This window comes from Thermococcus prieurii (assembly GCF_054657655.1).
The window spans coordinates 1,333,308-1,360,243 of record NZ_BAAHYH010000002.1 but is presented as its reverse complement, the minus strand read 5'-3'; the positions used below and the strand labels follow the sequence as shown (position 1 = coordinate 1,360,243).

General features: G+C 53.9%; 27 protein-coding genes. 17 read left to right on the top strand and 10 right to left on the bottom strand.

Going from position 1 to position 26,936, the window contains the following annotated elements; all coding sequences use genetic code 11:
* A complete protein-coding gene (locus ACYQ04_RS10725; protein ID WP_460129443.1) occupies window positions 1-768 on the bottom strand; it encodes an MBL fold metallo-hydrolase in 768 nt (255 codons plus the stop codon).
* Window positions 765-1,610, bottom strand: a complete 846-nt coding sequence (locus ACYQ04_RS10720; RefSeq protein WP_460129441.1) for a DMT family transporter — start codon at window positions 1,608-1,610, stop codon at window positions 765-767. Before ACYQ04_RS10720 ends, ACYQ04_RS10725 begins: the two co-directional genes overlap by 4 nt.
* A 163-nt stretch (window positions 1,611-1,773) precedes the next feature.
* Between ACYQ04_RS10720 and ACYQ04_RS10715 the strand changes: the two genes are divergently transcribed.
* Entirely contained in the window at window positions 1,774-2,925 is a 1,152-nt protein-coding gene (locus tag ACYQ04_RS10715) for a tryptophan--tRNA ligase (protein ID WP_460129440.1), read from the top strand.
* On the opposite strand, the gene ACYQ04_RS10710 is transcribed toward ACYQ04_RS10715, so the two are convergent.
* On the bottom strand, window positions 2,903-3,886 hold the full coding sequence (locus ACYQ04_RS10710; RefSeq protein WP_460129438.1) for a hypothetical protein: 984 nt from the start codon (window positions 3,884-3,886) through the stop codon (window positions 2,903-2,905). The genes ACYQ04_RS10715 and ACYQ04_RS10710 overlap by 23 nt on opposite strands.
* 92 nt (window positions 3,887-3,978) lie before the next feature.
* Between ACYQ04_RS10710 and ACYQ04_RS10705 the strand changes: the two genes are divergently transcribed.
* Complete coding sequence (locus ACYQ04_RS10705; protein WP_460129437.1) at window positions 3,979-4,656, top strand: fumarylacetoacetate hydrolase family protein; 678 nt, start codon at window positions 3,979-3,981, stop codon at window positions 4,654-4,656.
* Between the two features lie 2 nt (window positions 4,657-4,658).
* Here ACYQ04_RS10705 and ACYQ04_RS10700 read toward each other — a convergent pair whose 3' ends face one another.
* Both ACYQ04_RS10700 and trm14 read right to left on the bottom strand, forming a co-directional pair.
* Entirely contained in the window at window positions 4,659-5,045 is a 387-nt protein-coding gene (locus ACYQ04_RS10700) for a hypothetical protein (RefSeq protein ID WP_460129435.1), read from the bottom strand.
* A gap of 40 nt (window positions 5,046-5,085) precedes the next feature.
* Complete coding sequence (trm14, locus tag ACYQ04_RS10695; protein ID WP_460129434.1) at window positions 5,086-6,183, bottom strand: tRNA (guanine(6)-N2)-methyltransferase; 1,098 nt, start codon at window positions 6,181-6,183, stop codon at window positions 5,086-5,088.
* A gap of 74 nt (window positions 6,184-6,257) precedes the next feature.
* Here trm14 and ACYQ04_RS10690 point away from each other — a divergent pair, with 74 nt between their 5' ends.
* Window positions 6,258-6,740: a methyltransferase family protein gene (locus tag ACYQ04_RS10690; RefSeq protein WP_460129432.1), complete on the top strand. Its 483-nt coding sequence runs from the start codon at window positions 6,258-6,260 to the stop codon at window positions 6,738-6,740.
* On the opposite strand, the gene ACYQ04_RS10685 is transcribed toward ACYQ04_RS10690, so the two are convergent.
* Complete coding sequence (locus ACYQ04_RS10685; protein ID WP_460129430.1) at window positions 6,737-7,807, bottom strand: GTPase; 1,071 nt, start codon at window positions 7,805-7,807, stop codon at window positions 6,737-6,739. The genes ACYQ04_RS10690 and ACYQ04_RS10685 overlap by 4 nt on opposite strands.
* Complete coding sequence (locus ACYQ04_RS10680; protein WP_460129429.1) at window positions 7,776-8,096, bottom strand: TIGR04076 family protein; 321 nt, start codon at window positions 8,094-8,096, stop codon at window positions 7,776-7,778. The genes ACYQ04_RS10685 and ACYQ04_RS10680 overlap by 32 nt, the downstream gene beginning before the upstream one ends.
* A gap of 89 nt (window positions 8,097-8,185) precedes the next feature.
* Between ACYQ04_RS10680 and ACYQ04_RS10675 the strand changes: the two genes are divergently transcribed.
* Genes ACYQ04_RS10675 through ACYQ04_RS10655 form a run of 5 tightly spaced genes read left to right on the top strand, consistent with a single transcriptional unit; the run spans window position 8,186 to window position 16,305 of the window.
* Window positions 8,186-9,634: a DUF515 domain-containing protein gene (locus ACYQ04_RS10675; protein WP_460129423.1), complete on the top strand. Its 1,449-nt coding sequence runs from the start codon at window positions 8,186-8,188 to the stop codon at window positions 9,632-9,634.
* 4 nt (window positions 9,635-9,638) lie between these two features.
* Entirely contained in the window at window positions 9,639-10,673 is a 1,035-nt protein-coding gene (locus ACYQ04_RS10670) for a hypothetical protein (protein ID WP_460129417.1), read from the top strand.
* A gap of 6 nt (window positions 10,674-10,679) precedes the next feature.
* Window positions 10,680-14,327 carry an ATPase, T2SS/T4P/T4SS family gene (locus tag ACYQ04_RS10665; protein WP_460129415.1) on the top strand — a complete coding sequence of 1,216 codons (3,648 nt, stop codon included), beginning with the start codon at window positions 10,680-10,682 and terminating at the stop codon, window positions 14,325-14,327.
* A 9-nt stretch (window positions 14,328-14,336) separates the two neighbouring features.
* Complete coding sequence (locus tag ACYQ04_RS10660; protein WP_460129413.1) at window positions 14,337-15,389, top strand: type II secretion system F family protein; 1,053 nt, start codon at window positions 14,337-14,339, stop codon at window positions 15,387-15,389.
* A gap of 4 nt (window positions 15,390-15,393) precedes the next feature.
* Window positions 15,394-16,305, top strand: coding sequence for a type II secretion system F family protein (locus ACYQ04_RS10655; protein ID WP_460129411.1), 912 nt, complete (start codon window positions 15,394-15,396; stop codon window positions 16,303-16,305).
* On the opposite strand, the gene ACYQ04_RS10650 is transcribed toward ACYQ04_RS10655, so the two are convergent.
* On the bottom strand, window positions 16,261-16,761 hold the full coding sequence (locus ACYQ04_RS10650; RefSeq protein ID WP_460129409.1) for an FKBP-type peptidyl-prolyl cis-trans isomerase: 501 nt from the start codon (window positions 16,759-16,761) through the stop codon (window positions 16,261-16,263). The genes ACYQ04_RS10655 and ACYQ04_RS10650 overlap by 45 nt on opposite strands.
* A 124-nt stretch (window positions 16,762-16,885) precedes the next feature.
* Between ACYQ04_RS10650 and ACYQ04_RS10645 the strand changes: the two genes are divergently transcribed.
* Complete coding sequence (locus tag ACYQ04_RS10645) at window positions 16,886-17,182, top strand: hypothetical protein (protein ID WP_460130185.1); 297 nt, start codon at window positions 16,886-16,888, stop codon at window positions 17,180-17,182.
* Here the strand turns inward: ACYQ04_RS10645 and ACYQ04_RS10640 are convergent, their stop codons facing one another.
* Window positions 17,183-17,674 (bottom strand): DUF2118 family protein, encoded by a 492-nt coding sequence (locus ACYQ04_RS10640; protein WP_460129408.1) that lies wholly within the window; start codon window positions 17,672-17,674, stop codon window positions 17,183-17,185.
* Window positions 17,675-17,744: 70 nt separating this feature from the next.
* Between ACYQ04_RS10640 and ACYQ04_RS10635 the strand changes: the two genes are divergently transcribed.
* The 5 genes from ACYQ04_RS10635 to ACYQ04_RS10615 are packed head-to-tail and all read left to right on the top strand — an operon-like array spanning window position 17,745 to window position 21,840.
* Window positions 17,745-18,746, top strand: a complete 1,002-nt coding sequence (locus tag ACYQ04_RS10635; RefSeq protein ID WP_460129406.1) for a DUF4129 domain-containing protein — start codon at window positions 17,745-17,747, stop codon at window positions 18,744-18,746.
* On the top strand, window positions 18,724-19,191 hold the full coding sequence (locus ACYQ04_RS10630; protein WP_460129405.1) for a hypothetical protein: 468 nt from the start codon (window positions 18,724-18,726) through the stop codon (window positions 19,189-19,191). The genes ACYQ04_RS10635 and ACYQ04_RS10630 overlap by 23 nt, the downstream gene beginning before the upstream one ends.
* Window positions 19,160-20,113, top strand: coding sequence for an AAA family ATPase (locus tag ACYQ04_RS10625; RefSeq protein WP_460129403.1), 954 nt, complete (start codon window positions 19,160-19,162; stop codon window positions 20,111-20,113). The genes ACYQ04_RS10630 and ACYQ04_RS10625 overlap by 32 nt, the downstream gene beginning before the upstream one ends.
* 9 nt (window positions 20,114-20,122) lie before the next feature.
* Window positions 20,123-21,415: a DUF58 domain-containing protein gene (locus ACYQ04_RS10620; protein WP_460129401.1), complete on the top strand. Its 1,293-nt coding sequence runs from the start codon at window positions 20,123-20,125 to the stop codon at window positions 21,413-21,415.
* Window positions 21,412-21,840, top strand: a complete 429-nt coding sequence (locus tag ACYQ04_RS10615; protein WP_460129399.1) for a hypothetical protein — start codon at window positions 21,412-21,414, stop codon at window positions 21,838-21,840. The genes ACYQ04_RS10620 and ACYQ04_RS10615 overlap by 4 nt, the downstream gene beginning before the upstream one ends.
* Here ACYQ04_RS10615 and ACYQ04_RS10610 read toward each other — a convergent pair.
* Window positions 21,830-22,660, bottom strand: a complete 831-nt coding sequence (locus ACYQ04_RS10610; RefSeq protein ID WP_460129397.1) for a carbohydrate kinase family protein — start codon at window positions 22,658-22,660, stop codon at window positions 21,830-21,832. The genes ACYQ04_RS10615 and ACYQ04_RS10610 overlap by 11 nt on opposite strands.
* Window positions 22,661-22,889: 229 nt before the next feature.
* On the opposite strand from ACYQ04_RS10610, the gene ACYQ04_RS10605 reads away from it, so the two are divergent.
* The 3 genes from ACYQ04_RS10605 to ACYQ04_RS10595 all read left to right on the top strand — a co-directional run bounded on the left by ACYQ04_RS10605 (window position 22,890) and on the right by ACYQ04_RS10595 (window position 26,920).
* Window positions 22,890-23,852, top strand: coding sequence for a hypothetical protein (locus tag ACYQ04_RS10605; RefSeq protein WP_460129395.1), 963 nt, complete (start codon window positions 22,890-22,892; stop codon window positions 23,850-23,852).
* Between the two features lies 1 nt (window position 23,853).
* A complete protein-coding gene (locus ACYQ04_RS10600) occupies window positions 23,854-25,341 on the top strand; it encodes a hypothetical protein (protein WP_460129393.1) in 1,488 nt (495 codons plus the stop codon).
* A 79-nt stretch (window positions 25,342-25,420) separates the two neighbouring features.
* Window positions 25,421-26,920, top strand: coding sequence for a carboxypeptidase M32 (locus ACYQ04_RS10595; RefSeq protein WP_460130183.1), 1,500 nt, complete (start codon window positions 25,421-25,423; stop codon window positions 26,918-26,920).
* Window positions 26,921-26,936 lie beyond the last annotated feature (16 nt).

The following is a 26,936-nucleotide window of genomic DNA, read 5'->3' as shown; positions in this document are numbered from 1 at the left end:
CTAAACCTCAATCCACGTGAAGTCCCTCGCGACCTCGCCCGGAATCCCGGCTTCCCTGACTTTCTTCTCCAGAACCTCGTGTGGGTAGTTGCTGTGGCTTATGTGTGCGAAGACGGTGTAGCCTGCTCCAACCCTCTTTGCCAGCTCTATCGCCTCTCGGACTCCAAGATGCGAGCCGGCAATGGCTTTCCTGTGGGTCATCTCGGCTATCAAAAGGTCGGCACCTTCCATGAGCTTTATTGCTCTTTCATCCCTCAGAATCTCCGGCCCGGTGTCGCCGGTTATCGCTATCCTCTTTCCCTTCACCTCGATGACGAAGCCCCCGGCAGTTACCGTGTGAGTAACAGGAAAGTGAACTACTCTCATCTTCCCGATTATCGTCTCCTTCCAGAACTCAAGCTCGTTGTAGGCCCACTTGTGTCCTTCCGGGCTTTCTGAGCCGAATGCCAGTCTCGCTAAGCTTTTCGCAACTTCAAGTGCCTCCCTGTGGGAGTAGAAAGAGATGCGCTTGAAGACCTGAAGGTCAGGCAGGCCAAAAACGTGGTCGAAGTGGCCGTGGGTGATGAGAACCCGTTCCACCTCCCTGTTCAGTCTCTCCAGGTGGTAGTGTAGGTCTGGACTCGGGTCGATGAGCGTCTTATCGAAGTAGAGCGAGAACCGCGTTCTCCTCAAGGCTGGATTAATCCTCGCCCGCGAGCAGTTCTCGCAGGTGCAGAGGGGCTTCGGCGTCCCGCTGTATGAACCCGAGCCGAGAATCACGACCTTCATTCCCTCACCCCGCTCTCCTCTCTGCTCACCGTTAAAGTTCCAAGGGTTATTAAGGCTAAGCCCGCGAGATGGTAGGGCGTTACACTCTCGCCGAGGAGCGCAATCGAGACGAGCACCGTCAGAGCGGGCGCGGGCGTTAAAATGGCCGTCGCCTTCGAGAGGTTAATCCGGGCTATCGCCAAGTACCAGAGGCTCTGGGTGAGCGCTATTATCAGTCCCTCCGCCAATGCGAGCTTCGTGAAGGCGAAGCCGGTAATAAAGGCAGGAATGAGGAGAAGAAGCCCGCCGAAGGTGTTTCTCAGCGTCGCTATCGTCACTGGACTGTAATCGGTTCTCTTGGCTATTGCGTGTCCGAGTTGCCAGAAGAGGGGAGTCAGGAGAAGCAGGACGTCGCCCTTCAAAAGTTCAGGTCTCTTTCCCTGCGCGACCACGAGGAAGACGCCCGCGATTAGAGTTAGGGCCGAAACTACCGCCCTCCGGGTTATCCTCTCCCTCAGGAGGAGCCACGAGATGAGGAAGGAGTAGAAGACTTCGAAGCGCGTGAGTATCGCCGAGTTTACAGCGGTGCTCAGCCTCGTTCCGTAGGAGAAGAGTGAGTAAGCTATTGCCGTCGCGAAAAGGCCCGTTAGAAAGGTCTTCTTCAGCTCGGCTGGCCTCTCAAGGATTTCTCTTGCCTGACCGCCGAGCAGTATAACCGGCCAGAGGATTAGCGAAGCTATTAGAGCCGACAGCGAGGCGAAGGCAAATGGATTAACCGGGTTGGCCTTGATTACAGCCGGCTCGAGGCCGAGCAGGACCAGCACAACAAACGCTAACAGCGTCCCCTCGATTTCGCGGTTCATGGGTGGAGTTAGAAGGTGGGGTTTTTATGGGCTTCTCCAAAAACTTTAAATTATCCTCTCCCCTTTCTTTTCCCATGCTCGGTGGTCGTTTTTGGCTTTGGTGAAGTCCTTCTCTTCTGCACCGCCTTAGCCACGAGCTTCGTTTCCACTGGAAATGGAGGTGTTGGAATTGGAGTTTAAGGTTACCCCCTGGGACGTTGAAGGTCTCGTCGACTACGACAAGTTAATAGAGCAGTTCGGAACCAGCCCGCTGACGGACGAGCTGCTTGAGAAGACGGCAAGGCTCACGAAGAGCGAACTGCCGATTTACTTCCGCAGGCGCTTCTTCTTCTCCCACAGGGACTACGACAAGGTTCTGGCCGACTACGAGAGCGGAAAGGGCTTCTTCCTCTACACTGGCAGGGGTCCGAGCGGGCCGATGCACATAGGCCACATAATCCCCTTCTACGCCACCAAGTGGCTCCAGGAGAAGTTCGGCGTCAACCTCTACATACAGATAACCGACGACGAGAAGTTCCTCTTCAAGAACCTAACCTTAGATGAAACCAAGCGCTGGGCATACGAGAACATCCTCGACATCATAGCGGTTGGCTTCGATTCGGACAAGACCTTCATCTTCCAGGACAGCGAGTTCACGAAGATTTACGAGATGGCCCTCCCGATAGCGAAGAAGATAAACTACTCGATGGCCAAAGCGGTCTTCGGCTTCAACGAGCAGAGCAAGATTGGAATGATTTTCTACCCGGCCATACAGGCCGCGCCGACTTTCTTCGAGAAGAAGCGCTGTTTAATTCCGGCAGCAATTGACCAGGACCCCTACTGGAGGCTCCAGAGGGACTTCGCCGAGAGCCTCGGCTACTACAAGACCGCCGCTTTGCACTCGAAGTTCGTTCCACCGCTTACTGGCCTCGAGGGCAAGATGAGCGCGTCCAAACCTGAAACGGCGGTTTACCTCACCGACGACCCTGAGGAAGCTGGAAAGAAAATCTGGAAGTTCGCCTTAACTGGCGGTCAGCCGACGCTCAAAGAGCAGAGGGAGAAGGGCGGAAACCCGGAGAAGTGCGTCGTCTTCAAGTGGCTGGAGATTTTCTTCGAAGAGGACGACAAGAAGCTCATGGAGCGCTATCACGCGTGTAAAGCCGGCGAACTGACCTGTGGAGAGTGCAAGCGCTACCTCATCAAGAAGGTGCAGGAGTTCCTGAAGGAGCACCAGAAGAAGAGGAAAGAAGCCGAGAAGAAGGTAGAGAAGTTCAAGTACACCGGCGAGCTTGCCAGGGAGCAGTGGGAGAAGGCTATCCCGGAGCCACTCCGCTAATCCCAGAACCCCACTCCTCCTCAAACTCGCTCCTTTCCCTCTTTTCCACCTTCCCCTCCTTCTTCAGTTCAACCCGAAATTCAGCCTTCTCAACGACGTCCCTCGCGAGCGGAACGTCCAGCACCGCCTTGAGCTCAAACGCTCCGTGACCGAGCACGGTGGAGTCCTTCCAAAGGGCCTTGACGAGCGACATGGGACTTACTGTCTTGTAGTTGGCGAAGACTACAGTTTTCTCCTCGGGGAGGGGCGAAAACGTGAAGTCGAAGCTCTGCCCTTCGGCTATCCTCTTCCAGACCTTTCCCGAGCCGACTTCGATTCTCACCTTCCTCGCCTTCGACAGCTCGGCCTGCACGCTCCCCCTCAGCTCCCTGCCCTCCCCCCGGAACGTCACCGTCGCGACGTCGCTCCCCTTACTCAGGGTAAGGCTTCCCGAGCCGGTAACCTCCCCCTCGGCCGTGAGGAAAATCAGGAGGACGTCCCTGTAGGGGCCGCTGAGGATTCTTACCGCTGGTGCCTCAACTCTACCCGTTCCGTCGCGGAGCACCTGGACTCTGAAGGGCTCGTCCGGAAACTCCACGAACGTGCCAGTTTTCCTCTCCCGGGCCTCAAAGCTCCTCCTGACGTGGTAGCTCCTGCTCCGCCCGGTGCTCGTCCAGTAGCCGTCGAGGGTTACTCTACCGGTCTCGTATTCGAGCTCCTCCGGAAACGTAACTCCGCTTTCCGCTATGGAGGAACTCTCAAAGAGTGCCGAGGCCCTTTTGTTGCCGGTGAAGACGCTCGTTCCCTTCGCGAGGGCGATGAGGATGAACAGAACAGGCATGGCCAGAAAGAGGAGTGCGAACCACGTCGGCGCGAAGCTCAGCATTCCGATGGCAATCCAGATGAAAAAGACCGCAAACACCACAACCGCGAAGACCGCGAGCGTTCCGCTCTCCTTCACGAGGACCTTTTGCAACCCCATCACCTCTCAATCTTTGGCGGTTCCCTTTATTACTTTTGTCCCTCGTATAACAAGGTTTAATTCGCCTCCCGGGAACTCGGAACGGTGATGGCATGGTCCGGTTACCTTACATGGACGGCTTCTACGAGTTGCGCCCGAGCAAAATAATAGCCCTCGCCAAGAACTACGCCGAGCACGCGAGGGAGATGGAGAGCGACGTTCCGGAGAAGCCCGTCTTCTTCCTCAAGCCTCCGAGTGCGCTCATCGGCCCCGGCGAGCCGATAATTCTGCCCAGAATGAGCAAGAGGGTTGACCACGAGGTCGAGTTGGCAGTTATAATCGGGAAGCGCGCGAAGAGAGTTCCGGCGGAGAAAGCCTTTGATTACGTCCTCGGCTACACGATACTGCTCGACATTACGGCGAGAGACCTCCAGGCCGAGGCGAGGAAAAAGGGCCTTCCCTGGACGATTGCGAAGGGCTTCGACACCTTCGCTCCCGTCGGTCCAAGGGTCGTGGATAAGCGCGAGCTGAAAATAGACGACCTCGAAATCGGCCTAAAGGTGAACGGAGAACTCAGACAGCTCGGAAGAACCAATGAGATGGTCTTTAAGGTTCCCGAGTTGATAGAGTACATAAGCTCCGTTATGACGCTCGAGCCCGGGGACATAATAGCGACAGGAACGCCGGCAGGAATCGGCCCGCTGAGGCACGGCGATAAGGTTGAGGCCTGGATTGAGGGCATCGGAAAGGTCGAGTTCGACGTCCTGAGCGAGGACTCGATTTTGTGCTGATTTCACTTTTTGTCCACCAGCTTGACGGAAATCCACTGCATTCCCTTCTCCTCGTTTTTGATGACAAGGAGATAGTCCCTATCGGGAATCTTGACGTCGTTGAGCTCGACAGTCTTCACGTGCTCCCAGGCTTTGTAATAGCTGAAGGGCTCGCCCTCTTTGAGCCGCTTGAAGTCCTCCTTCGTCAGGATATAGACGCTTACCTCGCCGTCGGCCTTCACGTAGCCGTTCAGCGTCGAGTTCCCGATGAGCCGGTACACCTTGTAGTTCATGAAGCCGCTCTTCCACTCGTAGTCCCGGAATCCGTAGTGGGAAACCGCGTAGTTTACCCCGAGGCCTATAATGACTATCAGCACCACCGTCAGCAGGATTGTTGAACCTTTTTTCATGCTATCACCGAGGAATTTCGGGTTAATCAGCTTAAAAGTATTACTCGACCACGTAGGTGTGCACCATCAGCCCGCCATGGCCTATGAGTCGGTGGTGCTTGATTTCAAATCCGTTCTCATCTATCGCCCTCTCTATCGCCTTCTTTTCCGTCGTTATGAAGACCCCGCGCTTTTCAAGGACCTTCGCAAGCTCCCCAAAAAAGTCCATGTAGAGCTTCGGAATGGCGCTCTTCCTTCCGATTTTGAGGCCGTAGGGCAGATTGCTGACCGTGAAGTCCACGCTCTCGACGTGTTCGCTCAGCCTCGTCGCATCGCCGAGAACGAACTCTATTCTATCCAGCACTCCGGCGGAGAGGGCGTTCATCTTTGCTCCGTTGATGTGCTTCCTGAACTTCTCGAGGCCGATTATCCGTCCTTCGTAGCCCCTTAGGGCCAGCTCTATCGGAATCGTTCCGCTACCGCAGAAGGGGTCTATGAACGACCCGCCGTCCGGTTCGGCCAGCTCAATCAGCGCGTTCGCTATGCTGGCCTTTAAATGGGCCGGGTGGTCGTAGACGCGCCAGGGCCTCTTGTGGAGAGAGCTGTCGCCGGTCGTGTCAATCCCGAGGAAGAAGGCCTCGCCAATCAGCTCGGCCCTGAAGATTACCGCTGGGTGGTCGAGATTAACCTTGGGACTTCCGAAGCGCTCTAAGCGCTCGAATATTGCCTTTCCAACGGTTTTTGCGATATCAACGCTCGTAATCCTGTGCTCGCCCTTGCGAAAACTCCTCACCGCGAAGCTCTCGCTGACCTTAACATACCTTTCCACCGGAAGCGAAGCCACGAACTCCTCAATCCTCTTCAACGCTTTCTCCGGCTCCTCCTCGGTTATCCCCTCGAAGCGCTCGCTCGCTACCTCGACTATAACCCTGTGGAGAAGCCTTGAACGTTCGTTCAGGTAAGTCGAAACGCTCAGCTCCCTCTTCCGTCCCTTCTCGTCGGTGTAAAACGCTTTATCGACCTCTACCAAGACCCTTCCCTCGACGCCGAGGGGCTTTTCCTCCACCCGAAACGGAACTCCAATGTTGGAGAGGAGCCTCTCAACCTCGGCCCTCGCGAAGTCCTCTATTCCCCGCGATGTCGTCAGGATTAGCCTCATGGTTGTGGCTTCCCCTTGGGGTTTAAATGACCTTCGAAACAAAGCTTTTGGGTTTAGTGTTGTAATGGATGTTGGTGGGGGCAGTGAACTCATGGCGCTTCCGAAAGCTTTTCATTCCGGCCTTCTTCTTCATCGTGACCGTTGTTTCAGCGCTCTGGAGCTTCCGCCTACCCGATAAGATTGTCCCCATCATGCGTTTCATCGGGCTTGTTCTGATTGTCCTCTCAACAGCATTGGCCTTCTACGTCCACTCGCTGTTTCCAAAGAGGCACGACCTGCCGGAGGATTTTGATGAACTCCTGACGGACGGGCCTTACCGCTACGTCAGGCATCCCTTCTACTCGGCCCTGATTCTCATCGGCTTTGGGATAGCCCTCTTCTTTGAGAGCGTCCCCGGTCTTATTGCCGTAATCCTCATGCTCCCGCTCTGGGAAAAACTGGCCGAGCTTGAGGAGAGGGAACTCCTCGGCTACTGGAGAGAGGAGTACCGGCGCTTCATGGAGAAGAGGGGACGGTTCGTGCCGAAGCTGAGGAACCCATTGAGGAAAATTCGTTAGTCGAGAATCGCCACAACCCCTTTCCACTTCTTCCCGAAGCACTCGCTCGCGATTGCGCTCTTCCCTGTCAGCTCCTCGAGGAACTTCAAAGCCGAATCGCACTTCTTGAAACCCGTCGCTATGCCCACCGTTACCCCCTCTATCTCTCTCACCCCTGCCCTCTTCTGGTTGTCGAGCCTCTCCCTCAGCTCATCCCCATAGCGCCATAGGATTCTCCTTGGGTCGAGGAGGAGTTCCCTCTCAACGCCTTCAAGGATCTCCTTGAAGTCCCAAACGAAATCCCTGCTTTTTTCCTCCTCGCTCGCGAACAGCGTGAAGCGACCCGTCTGCCACTCGCGGAGGAGCCACCTGGCGGTTTCTTCCAAGTCGACCTCTCCGCCGGCCTTTATGAGGCCCCTTTTTTCCCCTATCCGCCTGAGGATTTCCTCCTCACTTTCGGCTTCGATGCCGAACTTCTCAGTTATGGCTTCCCTCCTCGTCTCGAGGATTCTGGAGATTAGCTTTAAGGCCGGTCTGACGGGCTCCTCAATCTTATCCGCCGGGAAGCCTCCTTTAATGACCAGCTCGTCGAAGTCGTCTATCGGAACGACTCCGGGGCTGTCGAGGAGCCAGAGCCTCTTGCTGAGCCTTATCAGTTGTTTCCCTTTGGTGTAGCCCGGTATCGGGGCGGTTCCGACGGCCCTTTTTCCTTTCAGGGTGTTGATTATCGTGCTCTTGCCGACATTGGGGTAGCCTATTAGGGCGACCTTCACCCTCTCCTTCTCGTCAAGGAGGGGCTTTGCGAGCTTTTTGAGTTCCCTCCTCAGGATTCCGGTTCCCTTCCTCTCCCTCGCGGATATGAAGACCACCGGTACCTCGCTCTTCCGCTTGTAGTCCTCGGCCCACTCCTTCGGCACCAAATCGGCCTTGTTCATAACTATGAGTAGCGGTTTGCCTTCCTCCTGTACGAGCCTCTCAAGCTTTCTGTTGCGCGTCCCTATTGGGTCCCTGGCGTCGACTACCTCGACTATCACGTCGGCCTCGTCTATGACTTCCCTAACGACCTTCCAGGCTTTTCTCTGCTTCATCTCTGACCACCGTTATCTCGAAGATTACAGTTCCACCGTCCGTGTAGGGCGGTCCAGGGTCGAGGCACTGGACGTAGGCTTTCTCTCCCCTTCCGAGGCCTAGCTCGCTCGGTTTAATACCCTTTCGCAGGGCCACTATGTAGGGAAGCAGTGAGGCGAAGGCGTGGGTGCATATGGCGTCAGTTTCGTCCAGTTTTACCATTGGGCCTTCTACAACGATTCTATCGCCAACGTTGAATACAGGGCACCTTCCCTTAATCTCCTTGACAACTATTTCCAACCGTTCCACGTTCTCACCGAAACTTAAATAAGGATTAATGCTCAAAAACTATTCGAGACATTAATAACTTAGCGATAACTCTGATGGTGGTGCTTAAAGTGGCAGAGGATATTGAGGCGAAAATTCGTCGTTTGAGGGAGCTCGGGAAGGTAACGGCAGAACCCGAGACTCCCCCCGTTAAACCGCCGACGGCTTCACCAAAGAAGCCACCTCGTAGACCCCGCTCAATCAGTAGTATTCGCGAGAGGGAAAGACGCAAGAGGATTTTAATCGGAGCATCGATTTTAATCATCGTAATCCTGATAATCTCCATAGGTGCCTATTCATACCTCCAGAGCAGAAGTGCCAACGAACTCAAAAACCTGCGCTCGAAGAAGATTGGTGAGGTGAACTACTACTTCTCGCATTACAACTTCTCAAACAAGGAATGTGCCCAGAAGGCTTTCCAAGTCAGGAGTCTCGTCCTTAGCAAGATTGAGTCTGCCAAAACCGTGGACCAGTTGCGCTCCATAGACGTGAAAATATATTTTGACAAGGCGGTTCAGGTGTACAAGGCGTGTGTCGAGGAGCAGCAGAGAGTCGCGTATGAAAAACAACTGAACCAGACCAAACAGCAAAAGATCCAGTCAATAGAGATTGCGTTCCAGCCACTACTGTCAATGCCTCTTCCAGACAGTATCAGAGCAAAGGTCATATCGGCTATGAAGACACTTGAGCAGCAAGTTAAGAGCGCCAAGACAATCGAGGAAGTTAATTCGATAAGCCCGGACTCGTACCTCCTCTCCCTCTGGAGAGACTACTACTTCTGGAAGATTGACAACATCCCGACCAACGACGTCATCCTCGAGAGGAACGGGGTCAAGCAGCTCGTCTCCAAGTCCGAGGCGAAGTCAATTCTAAGCGCCGTTACCAGCTACACCGAGTTGCTCCAGTACAAAGTCTACAAGGTTCAGTACGTTGAGATTGCACTCGTTCTGCCGAGGGATAGGATTGCCGGCGGTTTCATTAAGCCCGGGGACGTTGTCATGTTCTTCGCCAAGAACGGTACAAAGGGCCAGTACAAAGAGATAGTTAACCAGGGTTACGTTGAGCTCGTTCTGTTACCAACGAACGTCGGCCAGATTTCGGTCAGTGAGTCGCAGAGCCAGAGCAGTTCAACGAGCTCGTCAACCTCAACGACTTACAACGAGAACCAGGCTTCCACGTACAATCCTGGAGATACCCAGTTCTCGAACGGAACCTCTGTCACCGACACGTACTCTAACTCAGAGAGTGCCAGCCAGAGTTCCTCTGCCAGCTACTCGTACAACGTCAACCTCGCCGAAATACTGAAGGCCATAGCGGCTGGGAAGATACAGGCGAGTGAACAGGTTAAGGAGGAGCTTCAGAACTACGGGTGGAAGGTCATAACCCTCGAGCAGACATCTGACATGCTCGTGCTACCACCGAACACGGAATTCCTTATAATCGTCAAGGTTCCCTCAATATTCGTGCCCGACATACTCCAAAACCAGCAGTACCTGTACGTAGCGAGAGTAACCACGTGAGGTGATGCCCGTGAGGAAGGTCCTCTCACTTCTTTTCGTTTTCATCCTAACCTTATCCCTTCCTAGCTTCGTAGTTGCGGATGACTACACCCTCCCCGGTTCAATCTCGGGGGGCATGACCTACAATAACATTGGTCTGCTCGGTGAAATAATGGTGAACCTCAACGTTACCCTTGTCAACACCGCTCCATATCCGAAGTTCATAGTTGTTAATCCAAGGTATGATTTCAAGGTTCTCCGGGGTAACGGCACCGAATACCTCTACAACAATAGGACACCAAACGGTGACATCGTTGGGCACGTCTCCTGGGAGGCCCTCTACCGGTCCGTGAACTACCTCATAGGCTTCTGGATAGCCCCATATGAAACCGTTGTCGTTAACTTCAGAATAAATTCAAACGCGTCCTACGTTGTTCCATTGCTTGATTACAAGGACTCTTGCGGTGGCCTTGGTCGCATAACCCAGCTGACTTACAACGACGGCAACCTGACGAGCATGGTCATCAACAACAAGGGCAACCTACAGGACCTTGTCTGTGGCTCGGTCTATCCTCAGCTCATAAACAGGCCGATTTTCCTCAGCCTCAGAACAATGTTCCCTCTCCTCGACAAGGACATTGAAGTTCTCGGATACCGGGGTAAGGTGACTTTTAGGATAACTAACGTCCCCAACCACTACAACAGGGACAAGGTCTTCCACGTGTTCTTCGCCGTGGCGCAACCGGTTATCTTCCTAGGTGCTAAAACCTACGACTACTATCCAAATTACACGATGACGTATCACCAGTACATCTCGGAGTTCATATGGAAGTACAGGGGCCTTCAGCCTCCAAAGAGGGAGAACGTTAGTGTCAGCCTTCCCCAAAATGACCTCTTCAAGCTGACGAACTCACTTTTATCTGGAGTCAAGGTGGGAGCCACACCCAAGGTTGAGAGAAAACCCTATAAAGGTCCGGACTTCCCTGTGTGGATAATATTTATGGGTGACCAGGTTAATCTAACGTACAGTGTGAGCTGGAATAACAACTCCGGACGGTGAGAGTTCGTGTTCGGTGAGAAAAAGAAGAAGGGGGAGGGGTTTTCCTGGATAGACGAGATACTCTCCGGTGGTGAGGACCCCCTTGAGAAGGTACTTAAGAAGAAGGAGGAAGAGCCACCCCTCCCGTTTGCATCTTCCGGGGGTAGCCTTGAAGACATCCTAAGTGGTGCATCCGGAGGAAAATCCGAAGAACCAAAAAAAACACCGGAACCTTCAAACGAAACCGGCGCTGACTTTTTGAGTTCAATACTCGGTAAGGGGGAAGAACCATCCCCTGCAATGAAATCAGAGCCCTCGGGAGGAGCAGAGACTGGTGCTGACCTCTTGAGCTCCCTTTTGGGGGGCTCAACCCCTCAGCCGAAGCCTAAACCGAAGCCAGTTAAATCAAAGCCCTCTCGCTCGGTTCCGGCTTCAGAGGATAAGGGCGGTGAGACCGGTGCTGATTTCCTCAGCGAGATTTTGGCCAAGCCCGCGTCTTCCTCTACCACACCTCCAGTAGGAACCCCTTCCGCTCCACCGAAGAGGCCGTCTCCCAACCTTCGGGACATCCTTGGCGCCTCAACTTCCGAGGAAGTCTCTTTTGCCGGTAGGGGAGAGGTTCTCGATGCCTACGGCAACGTCCGTATACTCAAAGTAAAGGGAGAGCCGGTACCAATCTACGAGGTTCGCTTTCCAAAGCTCAGTAGTGATGAGCTGAGACTCTTCAAGCGCATTAAGGAAAGGGCCATCACTGAAATTCAGATAGACCCCACCGCGATACCCAATCCAGAAGAGCGCAGAAAAGTTTTCCTCAACGCGGTAAAGAAGATGATTAAGGAGGAAGCTCCCCAATACTCCGAAGGGAGAATTGAGGTCTTGGCCGATATGATAGTCCAGCAGATGATAGGCTACGGCAAGCTCGACCCGCTCGTCAGAGACGACAACCTTGAGGAAATTATGGTCATAGGGACGGGAAAGCCGGTCTACGTCTGGCACAGGCGCTTCAACATGTGTAAGACCAACATAACGTTTCCCGAGGAGAAGGAGATACTCAACATCATCGAGAGGATAGCGAGGGAAGTCGGCAGGAGGATTGACCAGCAGAGCCCACTCCTTGACGCCCGTCTCCCGGACGGAAGCCGTGTCAACGCAACGATTCCACCGATAAGCCTTGACGGTCCGACGATAACCATCCGTAAGTTCAAGAAGGACCCGCTCACCATAATCGACCTCATCAAGTATGGGACTATAAACTCTGAGATAGCAGCCCTGCTCTGGGTCTTCGTCGATGGTCTTGGTGTTAAGCCGGCTAACGTTCTCGTTGCCGGTGGAACGGGTTCCGGAAAGACGACGACCCTCAACTCCCTTGGAATGTTCATCCCGCCGAGCGAGCGCGTCATAAGCATAGAGGATACGGCCGAGCTCCAGCTTCCGGTGGAGCACTGGATAAGGCTTGAGACGAGGCCACCGAACCTCGAGGGCAAGGGAGAGGTCACGATGGATGACCTCGTCAAGAACACCCTCCGTATGCGTCCCGACAGAATCATCGTCGGTGAGGTTCGTGGTCCCGAGGCAAGAACGATGTTCACGGCTATGAACACGGGCCACAATGGAGCCCTCTACGACTTCTCGGTTATCCAGCTCTCGGACGGCCGCTTCGTCCTCATTGGCGACTTACTTGAGGAGCTCTTCCAGAAGTACTCCGACAGGGTTGAAACCTATAAGGATTTGGAGTACGTGGTTCTCGACGAGGAGGACAGGTTCGAGGTTGTGAGCGTTGGCCCGGACCTCAAGGCAGGAAAGCACGTCGTTTCGAGGGTCTGGAGGAGGAAGGTCAGAGAAGGAGAAAAGCTCATCCGCGTGAGAACGAGGACGGGCAACGAGGTGATACTCACAAAGACCCACCCGTTCTTCGTGTTCTCCGACGGCGACGTGGTGAGGAAGGAAGCTGAAAAGCTCAAGCCCGGTGACAGAGTGGCAGTGATGAGGAAGCCTCCAAGGCCGCCGCAGAGGAGGGCAATCATCAACCCCGAGGTCTACGCGGGGATAAGCGACTACTACCTTGTCCCCAACGGAAACGGCCTCGTAAAGATTCCGAACGATGGCATTCCTCCCGAGATGGCCCAGTACCTCCTCTCAATCAACTCGAAGCCTGTGAAGCTCCTCCGCGAGGTGAACGAGAGCCTATCCTACGCCGTTGGAGTCCTCCTTGGAGACGGCTACATATCCTCGGACGGCTACTACATTTCGGCCACCTTCGATGATGAATCCTACATGAAGGCCTTCACCTCTGCCATCTCGGAGTTCCTTCCCGAGAGCGAGCCGCAGGTAAGGCGTGAACCCGCCTACACGGTGGTAACCTACGGCTCAAGGCCCTTCGCCGAGTTCCTCCACAGGGCCTTCGGAATACCCAAGGGGCGCAAGGAGAGCCTCGACGTCCCCGACCTGGTTCTCTCGAACGACGACCTGCTGAGGCACTTCATAGCGGGTCTCTTCGATGCCGATGCATACATAGACGAGAACGGTCCGGCGGTTGTCCTGACAACAAGGAGCGAGAACCTCGCAAGGAAGGTCTGGTACGCCCTCCAGAGGCTTGGAATAATAAGCACCGTCTCCCGCGTGAGGAACAGAGGTTACAAGGAGGGTGTAATATTCAGGGTCACGGTCAGGGGAGTTGAAGACCTGATTAGATTCCACCGCTCAATACCGCTCAGGCACTCTCGGAAGAGGGAGAGGCTTGAGGAGCTCATCAGAAAGTACCGCTCCTATCGTGGAAAGAGAACCGACCGCGTTCCGATTTCACCGGCAATGCTCGAACCCCTCAGGAGAAGGCTTAACCTCACGGTTTCGGAGCTTTCGAAGCTCGCCTCAAGCCATGCCGGCGAGAAGGTCTCGGAGAGCCTCATAAGGCACGTTGAGAAGGGAAGGATGAAGGAAATCAGGCGTTCCGCTCTCAGGGGCATAGCGCTCGCCCTCCAGCAGGTTGCGAGCGACCTTGGGGACGAAGAGACATGGGTTCAGGCGAAGAGGCTTGAGCTAATCGCCGACGGCGACGTCTACTGGGACGAGGTTGTGAGCGTCGAGGAAGTCGAGCCCGAGGAACTCGGCATAGAGTACCTCTACGACCTGACCGTTGAGGAGGACCATAACTACGTCGCCAACGGAATCCTTGTGTCGAACTGTATGGGAACAATCCACGCCAACAGTGCCCGTGAGACGATAGTCAGGTTGGAGAGCCCGCCGATGAACGTTCCGAGGATTATGATTCCTGCCCTTGATATAATCATCATGCAGGTCCGCTTCCACAGCAGGAAGAAGGGAACGATAAGGCGCGTCACGGAGATAGCGGAGGTTTCAGGAATAGAGGGGGAGAGCATACAGCTCAACAAGCTCTACAAGTACGACCCTGCTAAAGATGAGCTCGTTCCGACCGGCGTTCCGAGCAGGACCCTTAACACTCTCGCTCACCATACCGGAATGAGCATGAGGGAGATAGAGCTTGAAATCGAGAAGCGCAAGATAATCCTTGAATGGATGATTGAGAACGGAATCAGAAGCATAGACAAGGTCGGCTATTACATCAGACAGTTCTACATTGATGAAGAGGGCCTCATGAAAAAGATAGCCTCCGAGAGTAGCATGGAAACCAGCAAACAGGTTCAAAGAATGATGTGAGGTGTTGACATGGGGTTCATAGAGTTCCTTGAGAGGTTGGGTGGGAAGACGATAGAGATTACCGAAAAGCCAATGCGTCGTGTTCCTAAGGGCAAGTCGATTCAGGAGAGACTCCGCGCCCTCAAGGAGCTTCAAAAGGAGATAGAAGAGGAGAGACGAGAGAGTGAACAGGAAAAACTCGTTGAGGAGGTCATTGAGTGGCGTAAGGAGGAAATAAGCCAGCCTTTCTCAGAGAGACTCGCAGAGGTAGTACTCAAGTACTTTAAGGGGCCCGTTGAAGCGCTGACTACCTCTATCAAGGGGCTTGACAGGGACCTTTACAGGGCCAACATATTCATGCCTAAGGAGAAGTACGTAGCTTATATGCTCGGTGTTGCCATGATGGCAGCGTTCTTTGGTTTCCTTTTTGCTTATCTTCTCTACATGCCCCTGAGTACTTCTCTCCTCATAGGACTTCTCGGGTTCTTTGGTGGATTCTTCTACATGAGACAGTACCCCAAGATGGTGTGGCGCAAGCGCGTGGCGGAAGTTGAGAGAACGATGCCCTATGCCCTAAGGCACATGGCATCCCTCCTCAGTGCCGGCGTTGGTATAGCCGAGGCCATACTCTCAGTTGCCAAAGCTGATTACGGCGTTCTCTCAGAGGAGTTCGAATTAATCTTGAGGGACATGAGAACTGGTTCATCCTTTGAGGATGCCCTGACCAAGTTCGAGGAGAAAATGGCATCTGAGAACATAAGCAGGGTTACCAAGCAGATTCTGAGGGCCGTTAAATTCGGCGGAAACCTAGCGGAGATACTCTACAAGCTCGCTGAGGACTTCTCCTTTGAGTACAGGATGAAGCTCGTGGAATACGTCCAGAAGGTCAACGGTATAGCTTTCATCTACATGTTCATGACCATAGTCATGCCGACTATGTTCGTCGTTGGTGTCTTGGCAGGTTCTGTCATGGCCCAGCAGCTCATCTTCAACGTTCAAACCTTGGCGATTATACTAATCCTTGCATTCCCCGCGATGTCGCTGATTATCATCAACATGATTAAGAAGGCTGAGCCGAGGTGAAACCATGGCGAGAAGGGGTGTCACATCACTCTTGGTGTCCCTCGTTGAGAGACTGATACCTGAGAGGCATTTAAAACGCTACGAACTCTACATCTACTCCGCCGGAATCAACTTTCTCGCAACGGAGTACCTGGTGATTTCATTCCTCATGGGTGTCATAGTCGGATTGCTCGTTGCTTTGCTGACTACGGGTCTCTATGGCCTCGTTGCATTCGTTGGCGGTTTCATCGGTATGGCTTTCGTGTACCCCTACTGGAGGATATCCAAGAGGATTGAGGACATGGAGAAGAACCTTCCAGACGCGTTCTTCTACCTTGCCAGCTCCCTCAGGGCGGGCATATCCTTTTCAGAAGCCCTCGAAGAGCTAACGACTGCTAAATTCGGGGCCCTCACCGAGGAATTTAAGAAGACAGTTGCTGAGATAAAGAAGGGTCGTCCCACAGTTGACGCCCTCAGGGCTTTTGCCATAAGGAACAGGAAATCTCAGGTCATCTACCGTTCTATGATGATTATCATTGAGGCCCTGGAAAGGGGAGCCCCGATGAGCGACGTCTTGGTCTTTGTGGGAAACGATGTGCGTGAAATCCTGAGGATAAAGCAGGAGAGAAGGGCATCAACAGGAATGCAGGCGATGTTCTTTATAGTGACGAGCGGGTTCGTCGGTCCGATGATCCTCGGGATAGTCACGAAAGTCATGGCGTCGATGAGCGGCCCGGGTACGGGGGTTCACCTTCCCGTGGCAACAATGACTAATATCCTTTTTGTCTTCATAATAGCTCAAGCACTTGTCTCGGGCCTTGGAATCGGGGTAATAAGAGAAGGGAGCTACAGCGCCGGCCTAAAGTATGCGGCACTGCTCGTTGCGATGGGCTCAGTTATCTTCAAGGGCGCCGCCCTGCTCAACATCGGCTTCTGACTTCTTTACCTCTATTACCTCAACCTCAAAGACCAGTGTCTTTCCCGTAAGCGGATGGTTGAAGTCGAGGGAAACGAGGTTCTCCTCTATTTTTAGTATCTTGGCTATTCCTGAATCGGTCATGACGTAGAGCCCTTCCTGAGGCTCGAGGCCTGCCTTGGTGAACTCTTCAACGGGGACCTTAATGATTAACTCCGGGTTGGGCATGCCATAGGCTTTCTCCGGTGGAACCGTTACGGTTTTCTTCTCCCCGGGTTCCATTCCGATAATGGCCTCGTCGAGGCCCGGAATAATCTCGCCAACTCCAATTCTCGCCCACATGGGACCGTACTCTCTGTCCTCAACGTAAACTCCGTGTTCCTTTGCGAGCTCCTCTATGCTCGTGTCAAAAACCTCGCCGTTCTCAAACCTTCCAACGTAGTTGAACAGAACGTAATCGCCAGCTTCAACCTTCATTTCCTTCAACTCCAAAATTGCTTCAGTGGGACTTACTTCGGTCCCTTATAACCCTTTTGGTCTCCGTCTTTCCCGTGCGGTAGGTATATAAGGAACCTTGCCCAGTGTTATAATGGTGATTGATATGGGATACCTTTCTGACGTCCTCCGGGATGAGTATGGTAACCTCGAGGTTCGTGAGGTCTACACTTCGAAGCTCGGGGAAACGGACGTGGAGATAGTCGAGGTGAGCTCTGGCGGTGAGAAGTTCATAGCGATGTTCCAGAGTGTCCCAGTTAAGGATGGCCTCTACAAGTGGTCGTTAATCATAACCAGCGCCCACAACACTCGCACAATCAAGGGGATGGACAGACTCGATGCCATAAACCTAGCGCTGAGGTCAAGCATTGACGCGATGATAAAGGGGATAGAGGGCGAGTGACTACTCCTCTGGGAGGATGTAGTAGACGTAGTGCGGTCTGTTCGTTATCTCGTCAATGAAGACCACGGTGCCGTTCCTCGGGGGCTTTAAGTAGTGAACCTCTCCCTTTCTCGTTGTTACAGCCGCAAATGCATCGCCCGTTCTAACCCTGTTCCCAACGTTGGCTATCAGCGTTTTGGTGAAGCCCTCAACGGGGAGAAGCATCAGCTCGTCGCCCTTCCTGAGGTAAATCCTCGTCCTGCCGTCTGGGAGGACTAGAACCGCGTCGGCGTTCATCCTGCTGGTGGTTCTGTCGACGTAGAGGTAAAAGCGGTCGTAGACCTCCTTGATTAGGAACTTTGCATTCTTCCCTATGAACTCCGGAACGGTGTCCCCCTTCTTAAGCCATACCTCAACGTTGTCGTCAATTATCACACAGTCCTTCGTGGCTCTTCCTTTCTCAATGCACTCCCCTTCCCTACCCTCAACGTAGAGCTTTGGAACCCTTTCCATACTCTCACCTAAATTTTACTGGCCCGTAAACCTTTTAAACCTCTCCCCTTACTTTGTTCCGTGGCGCAAAATGTCCACTAAGGTCAAGTTCGTTGCGTTGCTGACAATAACGGTCGTTCTCCTTGCTTTTGTGATGAACAGTCATGCGTTTTCAGCCCCCCATCGCAGGTCCACCTCAGAGCTCCCCCTGGATTTTCTAACGGTTGTCGTCCTCGTTGGCATCTCCGCTGGTCTTGTGTTTATAATCATGATGGCCTTCTATTTTCGGGAGTTTAAAGGCTTCAAGATGCGCTTTGATAAGGAGGAGGGAGCCTCCTCATTGTTGAACTCCATCGTCTCGGCAATCCTCTCCCTGATTTTCATAGCATCCCTCAAGTTGGTTGGGAGACCGGGCCCCCGTCCTTCCCCTATCAACTGCACTCTTCTGAACAACGTTAGTTACGCGAGCTCCTTCTCCAAGTGTCCTGTTGTGATGACGTCTAACCTGTCTAACTCTACTCCAAGTCTTTCGGTGAACCTCTCTGGGATTGACTCCATCTTGGGTGGCCTCAACACCGGCTTTCACTGCCCAATCACCAACGCTACTCCCCTTGCCACCTCCTACGGTACGTCGACGGCGAGGTTCTCAAAGAGTGCGGTAACTTCTCACCTCTGGATTGTTTTCATGCTCCCGGTGCTCCTCAGCTTCGTTTACGCGGGTTATCATTACTACCGGCTCGGGCGGGATGAGGTTAGGAGGAAGAGAAAGCTCCAGAAGGCCATTGAGTTCGATGAGAAGCTTGATGAGTTCGGCCTCGAGAGGTTCTCCGACCCCAAGGAAGCAATCGTGGAGATTTACAAGAACGCAGTGCTGTGGCTTGAGGGCCTTGGAATTCCGTACAGGGAGAGCTGGACCCACTGGGAGCACGCGGAGCACGTCAAGTACATGCACGAGGCCTTCGTGAAGCTTGCGAGGCTCTTCGAGAAGGCGAAGTACGCCCCGGAGAGGCTTGAGTGGAAAGACGCTGAAAAGGCCCTTGAGATTTACAACGAGCTGAGGGGGAGGGCCCGTGAGCTTGCGGAGCTTGAGTGAGAAGTTCAAAGGCAGGGTTGTCCTCCTGGGTGTTCTCTTGTTCTTCTCAATCGTACCCGGAGAATACTACATCAGGTGGATTGCCTCGGTGGCCCTGGCGGCGACCCTCGCGCTCATCTTGGTTGGCTACGACGTTAGGATTCCCTACCGTAGGGAGGCGTCCGAAGAGTTTAAGCGCCCCCTGAAGCCCGAGTTCGAGAGGGCCCTTACAATCGTTGAGAGGTCTAAGAAAGGGGGTTCGAGGAAGCTGGTTGAAGAGGACCTGTTGGAGATACTTTACATCCTCTACGATGGGAAGTTCAACTATCAGGAGCTCCGCTCCAATCCGCCCCCGGCTTTGAAGGCGTTCTACTCATCCCCCAATCCCTATGAGGGCCTTAAGGAGGCCCTAAAAATACTGGAGGCTGAGCTGAATGAAGATAGAGGAAGTTCACGAGAAGTCTAACCTCGTCCTGAGGGAAGTTGAAAAGGCGATAGTTGGCAAGGAAAACGTGCTGAAGATGATACTCACGACGATTTTAGCGGATGGCCACATCCTAATAGAGGACCTCCCGGGACTCGCGAAAACGCTGATGGCTAAGAGCTTTGCGAGTGCCCTCGGCCTGCAGTTCAAGCGCGTTCAGTTCACCTCCGACCTCCTTCCGAGCGACATACTTGGCGTCTCGGTCTTCAACCAGAAGACCCTTGAGTTCGAGTTCAGGAAGGGGCCAATCTTCACAAACATCCTCCTCGCGGACGAGATAAACCGCTCGCCGCCGAAGACGCAGAGCGCTCTGCTCGAGGCGATGCAGGAGAGGCAGGTGACGATAGAGGGCAACACCTACGAGCTTCCAAAGCCCTTCATCGTCATAGCGACGCAGAACCCCATAGAGCAGGAGGGAACGTACCCCCTCCCAGAGGCCCAGCTCGACCGTTTCCTCGTTCGCCTCCGCGTCGGTTACCCAACGAAAGAGGAGGAGAAGGAAATCCTGCGGAGGAGAATGGAGCGCAAGAAGGAGGACGTGGACATAACGCCTGTTGTGACCCCGGAGGAGGTCCTTGAGATGCAGAGGGCCATCGAGGACGTCTACATCAGCGAGCCGATAATTGACTACATCGTTGCCATCGTTGAGGCAACCCGGAGGGACAAGAGGAGCGTTGAAATCGGCGCCTCTCCCAGGGGGAGCTTGGCCCTGATGAAGCTTTCGAGGGCCTACGCCGCAATAGAGGGCAGGGACTACGTGATTCCCGACGACGTTAAGGCCGTTGCCGTTCCAGCCCTGAGCCACAGGCTAATCCTAAAGCGCGAACTCTGGTACACGAAGGTCTCGCAGGAGAGCGTCATGGAGAAGCTCCTCGAGAAGGTTCCCGTTCCCAAGTTCGAGTGAGGGGTCGGCATGTTAGGCTTCGAGGGAATTCCATATCAGCCTTCGATTATTCCCCTCGAGGAGGAAGGTGAGGAAGCGGAAGTTTCTCCGACCTCAAAGCTTGCCCTCTACCTGATTTCGCTCTGGGTCATCCCCCTTGTCTCGTTCCTTCTCCTCCGTTGGGAGATGGTCTACTTGGTGCTACCGTATCTGACGCTCCTCTCAGTCTCGTACCTCTTCTTCAAGCCGACCGGAAACGTTGAGGTTTGGCGCGTCGTTTCCCACAACCGCTTTTTGGAGGGTCAGGAGGCTGAAATCGAGGTTCACGTCAAAACGGACTTCCGCGTTGATTACTTTCGGGTCAGAGACCTCGTTCCCGACCTTGAGGTCGTTGGGAAACCTGAGAAGGTCTTCTCCCTTGGACCCGGGGAGGAGGGTGTTCTTAGGTACCGGGTCAAGGTGAAGCGAGGCATCTACCGATTCGAGGGCGTTCGGGTCTCCTACCGCGACCCCTTCGGCTTTTTCTCCTCAGACCGCATCGTGGACCACTTCACCGAGATAGTTGGGGTTCCAATCCTTTACGAGGTTCAGACACCCTACTCAACCAAGGGAACTAAGATAACGATAGGTCCGCTCCCATCTCCCCTCATCGGAGGCGGCCTCGAGTTCCACGCCATCAGAGAGTACCAGCCCGGCGACCCGCTCAAGGTCATCAACTGGAAGGCCACCGCGAGAACCGGGAGGATAATGGCCAACGAGTTTGAGAGCGAGAGGAAAGTTGACGTCGTCTTCGTCATCGATGCCTCCAGAATGAACGAGCCGGTCTTTGACTACCTAATCCGCGCCGCTGCATCGCTCATGCTCAACGCCCTGAACGACGGCACGAGCTTCGGCCTCCTCATGGCGGAGAGAATACCCCTGTGGGTCCGCGTTGACTACGGCAAGAGGCACTTCTTCAAGTGTATCGATTTCCTCAGCACCGCGAGGCCCGACGAGAACAACTTCATCGCCTACCAGGTCGAGCACCTCGTCAAGACCTCCCTCCCACCCCGGGCTCAGATTATCTACTTCTCACCTCTCGTAACCGAGGAGAGCAGGAAGGCACTGAAAATACTCGCTGAGTTCGGCTACAAGGTCGTTGTTATAAGCCCGAACCCGAACAGCTTATACGAACCGAAAACCGAGGATGAGGAGCTCGCGATGAAGCTCGTCCAGCTCAAGAGAAAGGCCATCCTCAACAGTCTCGTGGGCTACGGACTCATAATCGACTGGGACGTCAGAAAGCCCCTTAAAGCGGCAATCGCGGAGGTGCTTGGGGTATGATTAGGAAACTCGTTTCACTGGGTACCCTCGCCATTACCTCCATATTCGTCTACCTCGCCTTTGGGCCGGGGCTTGAGACCCTCGTCGTGCTCGTCCCGGCGCTCCTCACCTTTCTCTGGGAGCCCGCGGGCTACCTGTCCCTCTCCGTCCTGGGAATCCTGCTGGTTTACCGCTCCGTTGGCGGTTTCTGGGGGTTGATAACGCTTGTATTCGCAATCGAGTACGTTGAGTTGGTTTACCTTACAAAGAGGAACGCTCCGGCGGAGCACTACTACGTCCTCTTCGCCGGAACGATGCTCGCCGTCCCCATCTACTACTTCGCTTACTTCCTCTCGTTCTACGTTCCGAGCCTCGTGAACACCGTCGTTGCGGCCCTCTTCGCCGTTTTCCTCTACGTTCTGTTCTACATCGTCGTTAAACGCTGATGCTCCAGCTCCCCCTTTTCTTCAGGACTTCCCTCGCCCGCTCAAGGCCCATCCTCACGCACTCATCTAGCTTTTTACCCTTCACGAGTCCGGCCAGAAAGCCCCCCGCGAAGGCATCTCCGGCACCGGTGGGGTCAATTTCCCCCTCAACGGGAAGCGCCGGAAACTCGTGGGAGTCGCCGTCGTAAATCAGAACTCCCTTCTCTCCCCTCGTTATCACAACAAGCTCTGCTCCCCATGAGTACAGCTCCTCGGCAGATTTTTCCACGTCATCGAGGCCGGTTATCAGCCTCGCCTCCCGTTCGTTGGGCGAAACCATGTAGCTCCTAGAGACGAGCTCCCTCACGAGGTCGGGCTTTCTCAGGTAATCTTCGTAGTATGTCGGGTTGAAGTCGAGGCTCACTCTCCTCCTTTCAAGCCTCTTGAGGACCTTCAACTGCTCCTCGGGCGGAATCGGAGCCACGTGGAAGATTTTTGCCTTGAGGTAATCCTCGGGAATCGGTGTCTCGCCCATTCTCTCAGCAACGCCCATCTCGACCGGCGACTCGACGCTTCCGTCGGGTTTGTAGATAACCCAGATGTGAATGGTCTTTCCGGGCAGGATTTGAACTCCCCTGATGTCAACGTATTGAGCTAATTTTTCAAGCCACCCCCGCGGAAAATCCTCGCCAACTTTCGTGACGAGACCGACCTCAGCGCCGGCCAGAGAGGCTGAGGTGGCAACGGCCGCCGCGGCACCGCCGGGCATCTCGATTCTCATCCCGTCCGGGAAAACTATCGTGTCTATCGAGACGTGACCGAGGACAACGAGCTCGACCATTCTACCACCCCTGACCCTGATTGGAGTCGTTACGTTGCCTTGGGTTTTAAGCCAAACGGTGGAGTTGGATGAGTGGTAAGTGGTTACTACTCAATTAAATGGACAAAATATAAAACGTATTGAATTGTTTATTGGGGTATAGTGTAACCAAAATCTTTTTATGAGCTTTGATTATTTTGTCAATTGTCCGTGTGAAACCCTGGGAGCCACATGAGATTCGGTGGGGGGCATGTCAAAAGTTATTCCCAACGTGGCCTTGGTAATCCCTGTGCTCTCACTGCTTTTTCTCCCGGCCGTCTCGGCCGATTGCTCGCCGTACAACATCTATTCCGTGGATTCAATCGGCATTATCAACGGCTGGCTTCTCCTTGGAATCGGAGAAAACACGTACACCTGCGAGATGATAGCGGGGGAGTGGACGCCCGTGCTGATAGGGGTGCCGAGTGAATATTACATCCTTACCGACGGGGACAAGGCCGTCTTTCTTGGGGGTACTGACATCGGCCGGGAAACCTTCCCCGGTTTCGTGAACGGAACGCTCTACGTTCTAACCGTCAACATGGCTCACGTTCCGTACAAAAACGTGACAATCACGATTGAAGGCGTGCCTCATAACTTCACGCTCCTCAAGAACGTGACCGTGAAGGCGCTCTACCGGTTCAATGGGGTCTGTTTTGAAAACGTTTCAGCTTGTAAAATCGTCTCGTATCCCAACGGGACAAAGATAAACACCTGCAATTGGTTCATCTGGAACGTCTCCAACTACAAAATCCCCGGCGGTTCTTTAACCGGCGTTCCCGTGAGGATTGAGAACGGAACGGTTCACTTCAGGTTGGGAAGAGGTTACTCCCTTGCGCTCCCGGAAGGGGTCAATACTTCGGTTCTGAAGCTGGAAGCGTTTAAGGCAGAACACGGACTCGTTCTGGTTAACAGGGGAGCAATCAAAGTTCCCGCGGGGAAAGGTGTTGAGGACATTCCCGTACTTTTCCTTGTTGATGGCAAAACCGTCCGCTCACCTAAATTCGTGGATTTGGAAAAGTTCGTCTGCGCTAAAGGTGGTGCGAATACTACCAGCTCAACTGCTAACTCCGTGGTTGAGAATATGAGCAAAAAGAGCATCTGCGGGCCTGGATTTGTAGTCCTCTTGGCAGTTCTTGGTTTGTTAACGGTGAGAATCTTGAGGAGGTGGTAGAGTGTCCCGATGGGGAGTATATATCGCCGTCGTTACGTTGCTGTTACTCGTCGCTCCTGGACTCGTTTCGGGCCAGGAGGTTGATGAGGTTAAGTACGCCGTGATGTCCAATGGAAGTGATGCCCTCATACCTCTACTGTTTCTCTCTTACTGGCCCTACTGTCCCCCACTCTCAGGAATAGATTGCAACAATGCCACGACGGGAGAAGTCCTTGGTGGCAGTAGCTACCTCCTTTATTTCAACGGCTCTAGGCTTTACCTCCTCAACTTCACGCCTGCTTTCACAACACTCTACCCAAACTACACATCACTTCTGGACCTTCACCTTCACGGTGCACGCTTCATAAACGGAAGCTGGTACCTCAACATCACGTTTTATCCGCCAATGGCAGAGGTTTCGGGTGTTTACCGCTTCAACCCGAGCAAATTCTGCATCGAGCCGACAAACATCAGCTGGTTCCAACTTTCCACGGGGGAAATCAAGGACGAGATAGACGGCTGGAGGATTGAACTCCAATCAAAGAGCTTTGAAAACTGGGATTACGCCAACGTGAGCGATATCTGGGTAACTATGAGTAAGACCGCACTTAGGTGGTCCCCAGGCCCGACTGAGGTCGTCAATTCGAGCGTTTTTCCGATTTACTTCATTCTGAAAAAGGGGAAGCAGGTCTGGAACATCACGCTCCTCTACCTGAACTTGAACACAACCCGGGAGGATTTTACGGGCCCTGCAAAAGCCTACTGGTTCCCAAAGAACGTTGAAATTGCAAACGTGACGGTCTGCAGAAGCGCCAACGTTGAATTTCCCATCACGGCGCTTCGTGTGGATGGTGTTTATCGGGGACGGCGGGGTGTTATCCTCGTTGTTAACTACGAGGTCCTCAGTCCGAAAACGCGCCCGTGGAAGCCCCTTAACAATACCCTCGTCCCGAACTTGGTTTCTTACTACCTCTTCTACGTCTCTAAGGACGGCCCTTACTTCCTCAGTGACTATCCCGAAGAGCCAGTGGTGAAGTTCGAAGACGGCTTCTGGAGGTTTAAGCTCCACCTCTGGAACGGTAGCGTTGAGAACGTGACCTTTAACCCCGCGTCTCTTAATAAGCCGAACGTGAGTCCCGTTGAAGTGCCGAACGTTTCCATTGAGTGGGCTTCCGTAAGGGCTGGAAACCTCACGGTGAGCTATCCAGCGGAATTCTTGGGTTACTCCTGGGGCTGTAACTACACCCTTGAGATTCAAAATAGAAAGATTCTAAGGGTTCTCCCGTACGTTCCCTTCGCCGTAGGAGTGAACGGAAGGTTCTACCCCCTGTTCAAACCTGCTAAGGTGACTTCCCAGCCGGTTCCTCCAAAGGTTGACTTGAACTTCACCACTGCAATGAGCACAACCCTAGGAAAAACGACGGCCAAAACCATCTGCGGACCCGGGTTTATGGTTATCCTCGCCGTTGCCGCGATTGTCCTCAAACGACTGCGGAAATGGGGTGAGTAAGTCCCTTCCAACGCCTCCGTTTAGATGTCCATCGAAAAAGGTTTAAAGGTTAGGCCACCAAAATTCTCCGGTGGTGTTTATGGAGAGCGTCTTCCAGAACGAGACGATTAAGGAGATTCTGGCCAAGTACAGGAGGATATGGGCGATAGGCCACGCGCAGAGCGTGCTCGGCTGGGACATGGAAGTGAACATGCCCAAGGAGGGAATCCTCGAGCGCTCGGTTGCGCAGGGTGAGCTTTCCGTTCTCAGCCAGGAGTTCCTTCTCAAGCCGGACTTCGTCGAGCTCGTTGAGAAGGCGAAAGGTTTGGAGGACCTCAACGAGTACGAGCGCGGTGTCGTTAGGGTTCTCGACCGCTCGATAAGAATCAGCAAGGCCTTCCCGCCCGAGTTCCTCAGGGAGATGAGCGAGGTCACGAGCCAGGCAACGAAGGCCTGGGAGGAGGCTAAGAGGACCAACGACTACTCCAAGTTCGAGCCCTGGCTCGACAAAATTATAGATTTGGCCAAGAGGGCGGCTGAATACCTCGGCTACGAGGATGAGCCCTACGACGCTCTTTTGGACATGTTCGAGGAGGGCCTCACCACCAAGGAAGTCGAGAGGATGTTCGACAAGCTCGAGAAGGAGCTCAAGCCCCTCCTCGAGAAGATAATGGAGGAGGGCAAGGTTCCGAGAGAACACCCGCTTGAGAAGGAGAAGTATGCGAGAGAGCAGATGGAGAAGGTCAACCTCTGGATTCTCCAGAAGTTCGGCTTCCCGCTTGGCGTCCGCTCCCGCTTGGACGTCTCCGCCCACCCGTTCACGACCGAGTTCGGAATCAGGGACGTGAGGATAACCACGCGCTACGAGGGCTACGACTTCAGGAGGACGATACTTAGCACGGTCCACGAGTTCGGACATGCCCTCTACGAGCTCCAGCAGGACGAGCGCTTCATGTTCAGCCCCATAGCCGGTGGCGTCTCCCTTGGAATCCACGAGAGCCAGAGCAGGTTCTGGGAGAACATCATCGGTAGGAGCAGAGAGTTCGCGGGGCTAATCCACCCCGTCCTGAAGGAGAACCTGCCCTTCATGGCCAACTACACGCCGGAGGACGTCTACCTGTACTTCAACATCGTTCGCCCGGACTTCATCAGAACGGAAGCCGACGTGGTAACCTACAACTTCCACATACTCCTCCGCTTCAAGCTCGAGAGGATGATGCTCAACGAGGGCGTCAAGGCGAAGGATTTACCGGAGCTCTGGAACGAGGAGATGGAGAAGCTCCTTGGAATAAGGCCGAAGACCTACGCGGAGGGAATCCTCCAGGACATCCACTGGGCGCACGGGACAATAGGCTACTTCCCGACCTACAGCATCGGAACGCTCCTCGCGAGCCAGCTCTACTACCACATGAAGAAGGACATCCCGGACTTCGAAGACAAGGTTGCAAGGGCCGAGTTCGAGCCCATCAAGGCCTGGCTGAGGGAGAAGATACACCGCTGGGGAAGCATCTACCCGCCGAAGGAGCTGTTAAAGAAGGCCATCGGCGAGGAGCTGAACCCGGACTACTTCATCAGATGGGTGAAGGAGAGGTATCTTTGAGTTACAGCTTTGCCAT

Coding starts and splice junctions, on each gene's coding strand:
- ACYQ04_RS10685 (WP_460129430.1), bottom strand. CDS start 7,807: ATGAAGCAGAGAAAAGCCTGGAAGGTCGTTAGGGAAGTCATAGACGAG.
- ACYQ04_RS10610 (WP_460129397.1), bottom strand. CDS start 22,660: ATGGTCGAGCTCGTTGTCCTCGGTCACGTCTCGATAGACACGATAGTT.
- ACYQ04_RS10720 (WP_460129441.1), bottom strand. CDS start 1,610: ATGAACCGCGAAATCGAGGGGACGCTGTTAGCGTTTGTTGTGCTGGTC.
- ACYQ04_RS10705 (WP_460129437.1), top strand. CDS start 3,979: ATGGTCCGGTTACCTTACATGGACGGCTTCTACGAGTTGCGCCCGAGC.
- ACYQ04_RS10615 (WP_460129399.1), top strand. CDS start 21,412: ATGATTAGGAAACTCGTTTCACTGGGTACCCTCGCCATTACCTCCATA.
- ACYQ04_RS10650 (WP_460129409.1), bottom strand. CDS start 16,761: ATGAAGGTTGAAGCTGGCGATTACGTTCTGTTCAACTACGTTGGAAGG.
- ACYQ04_RS10645 (WP_460130185.1), top strand. CDS start 16,886: ATGGGATACCTTTCTGACGTCCTCCGGGATGAGTATGGTAACCTCGAG.
- ACYQ04_RS10725 (WP_460129443.1), bottom strand. CDS start 768: ATGAAGGTCGTGATTCTCGGCTCGGGTTCATACAGCGGGACGCCGAAG.
- ACYQ04_RS10595 (WP_460130183.1), top strand. CDS start 25,421: ATGGAGAGCGTCTTCCAGAACGAGACGATTAAGGAGATTCTGGCCAAG.
- ACYQ04_RS10640 (WP_460129408.1), bottom strand. CDS start 17,674: ATGGAAAGGGTTCCAAAGCTCTACGTTGAGGGTAGGGAAGGGGAGTGC.
- ACYQ04_RS10625 (WP_460129403.1), top strand. CDS start 19,160: ATGAAGATAGAGGAAGTTCACGAGAAGTCTAACCTCGTCCTGAGGGAA.
- trm14 (WP_460129434.1), bottom strand. CDS start 6,183: ATGAGGCTAATCCTGACGACATCGCGGGGAATAGAGGACTTCGCGAGG.
- ACYQ04_RS10605 (WP_460129395.1), top strand. CDS start 22,890: ATGTCAAAAGTTATTCCCAACGTGGCCTTGGTAATCCCTGTGCTCTCA.
- ACYQ04_RS10620 (WP_460129401.1), top strand. CDS start 20,123: ATGTTAGGCTTCGAGGGAATTCCATATCAGCCTTCGATTATTCCCCTC.
- ACYQ04_RS10655 (WP_460129411.1), top strand. CDS start 15,394: ATGGCGAGAAGGGGTGTCACATCACTCTTGGTGTCCCTCGTTGAGAGA.
- ACYQ04_RS10670 (WP_460129417.1), top strand. CDS start 9,639: ATGCCCGTGAGGAAGGTCCTCTCACTTCTTTTCGTTTTCATCCTAACC.
- ACYQ04_RS10660 (WP_460129413.1), top strand. CDS start 14,337: ATGGGGTTCATAGAGTTCCTTGAGAGGTTGGGTGGGAAGACGATAGAG.
- ACYQ04_RS10700 (WP_460129435.1), bottom strand. CDS start 5,045: ATGAAAAAAGGTTCAACAATCCTGCTGACGGTGGTGCTGATAGTCATT.
- ACYQ04_RS10635 (WP_460129406.1), top strand. CDS start 17,745: ATGTCCACTAAGGTCAAGTTCGTTGCGTTGCTGACAATAACGGTCGTT.
- ACYQ04_RS10710 (WP_460129438.1), bottom strand. CDS start 3,886: ATGGGGTTGCAAAAGGTCCTCGTGAAGGAGAGCGGAACGCTCGCGGTC.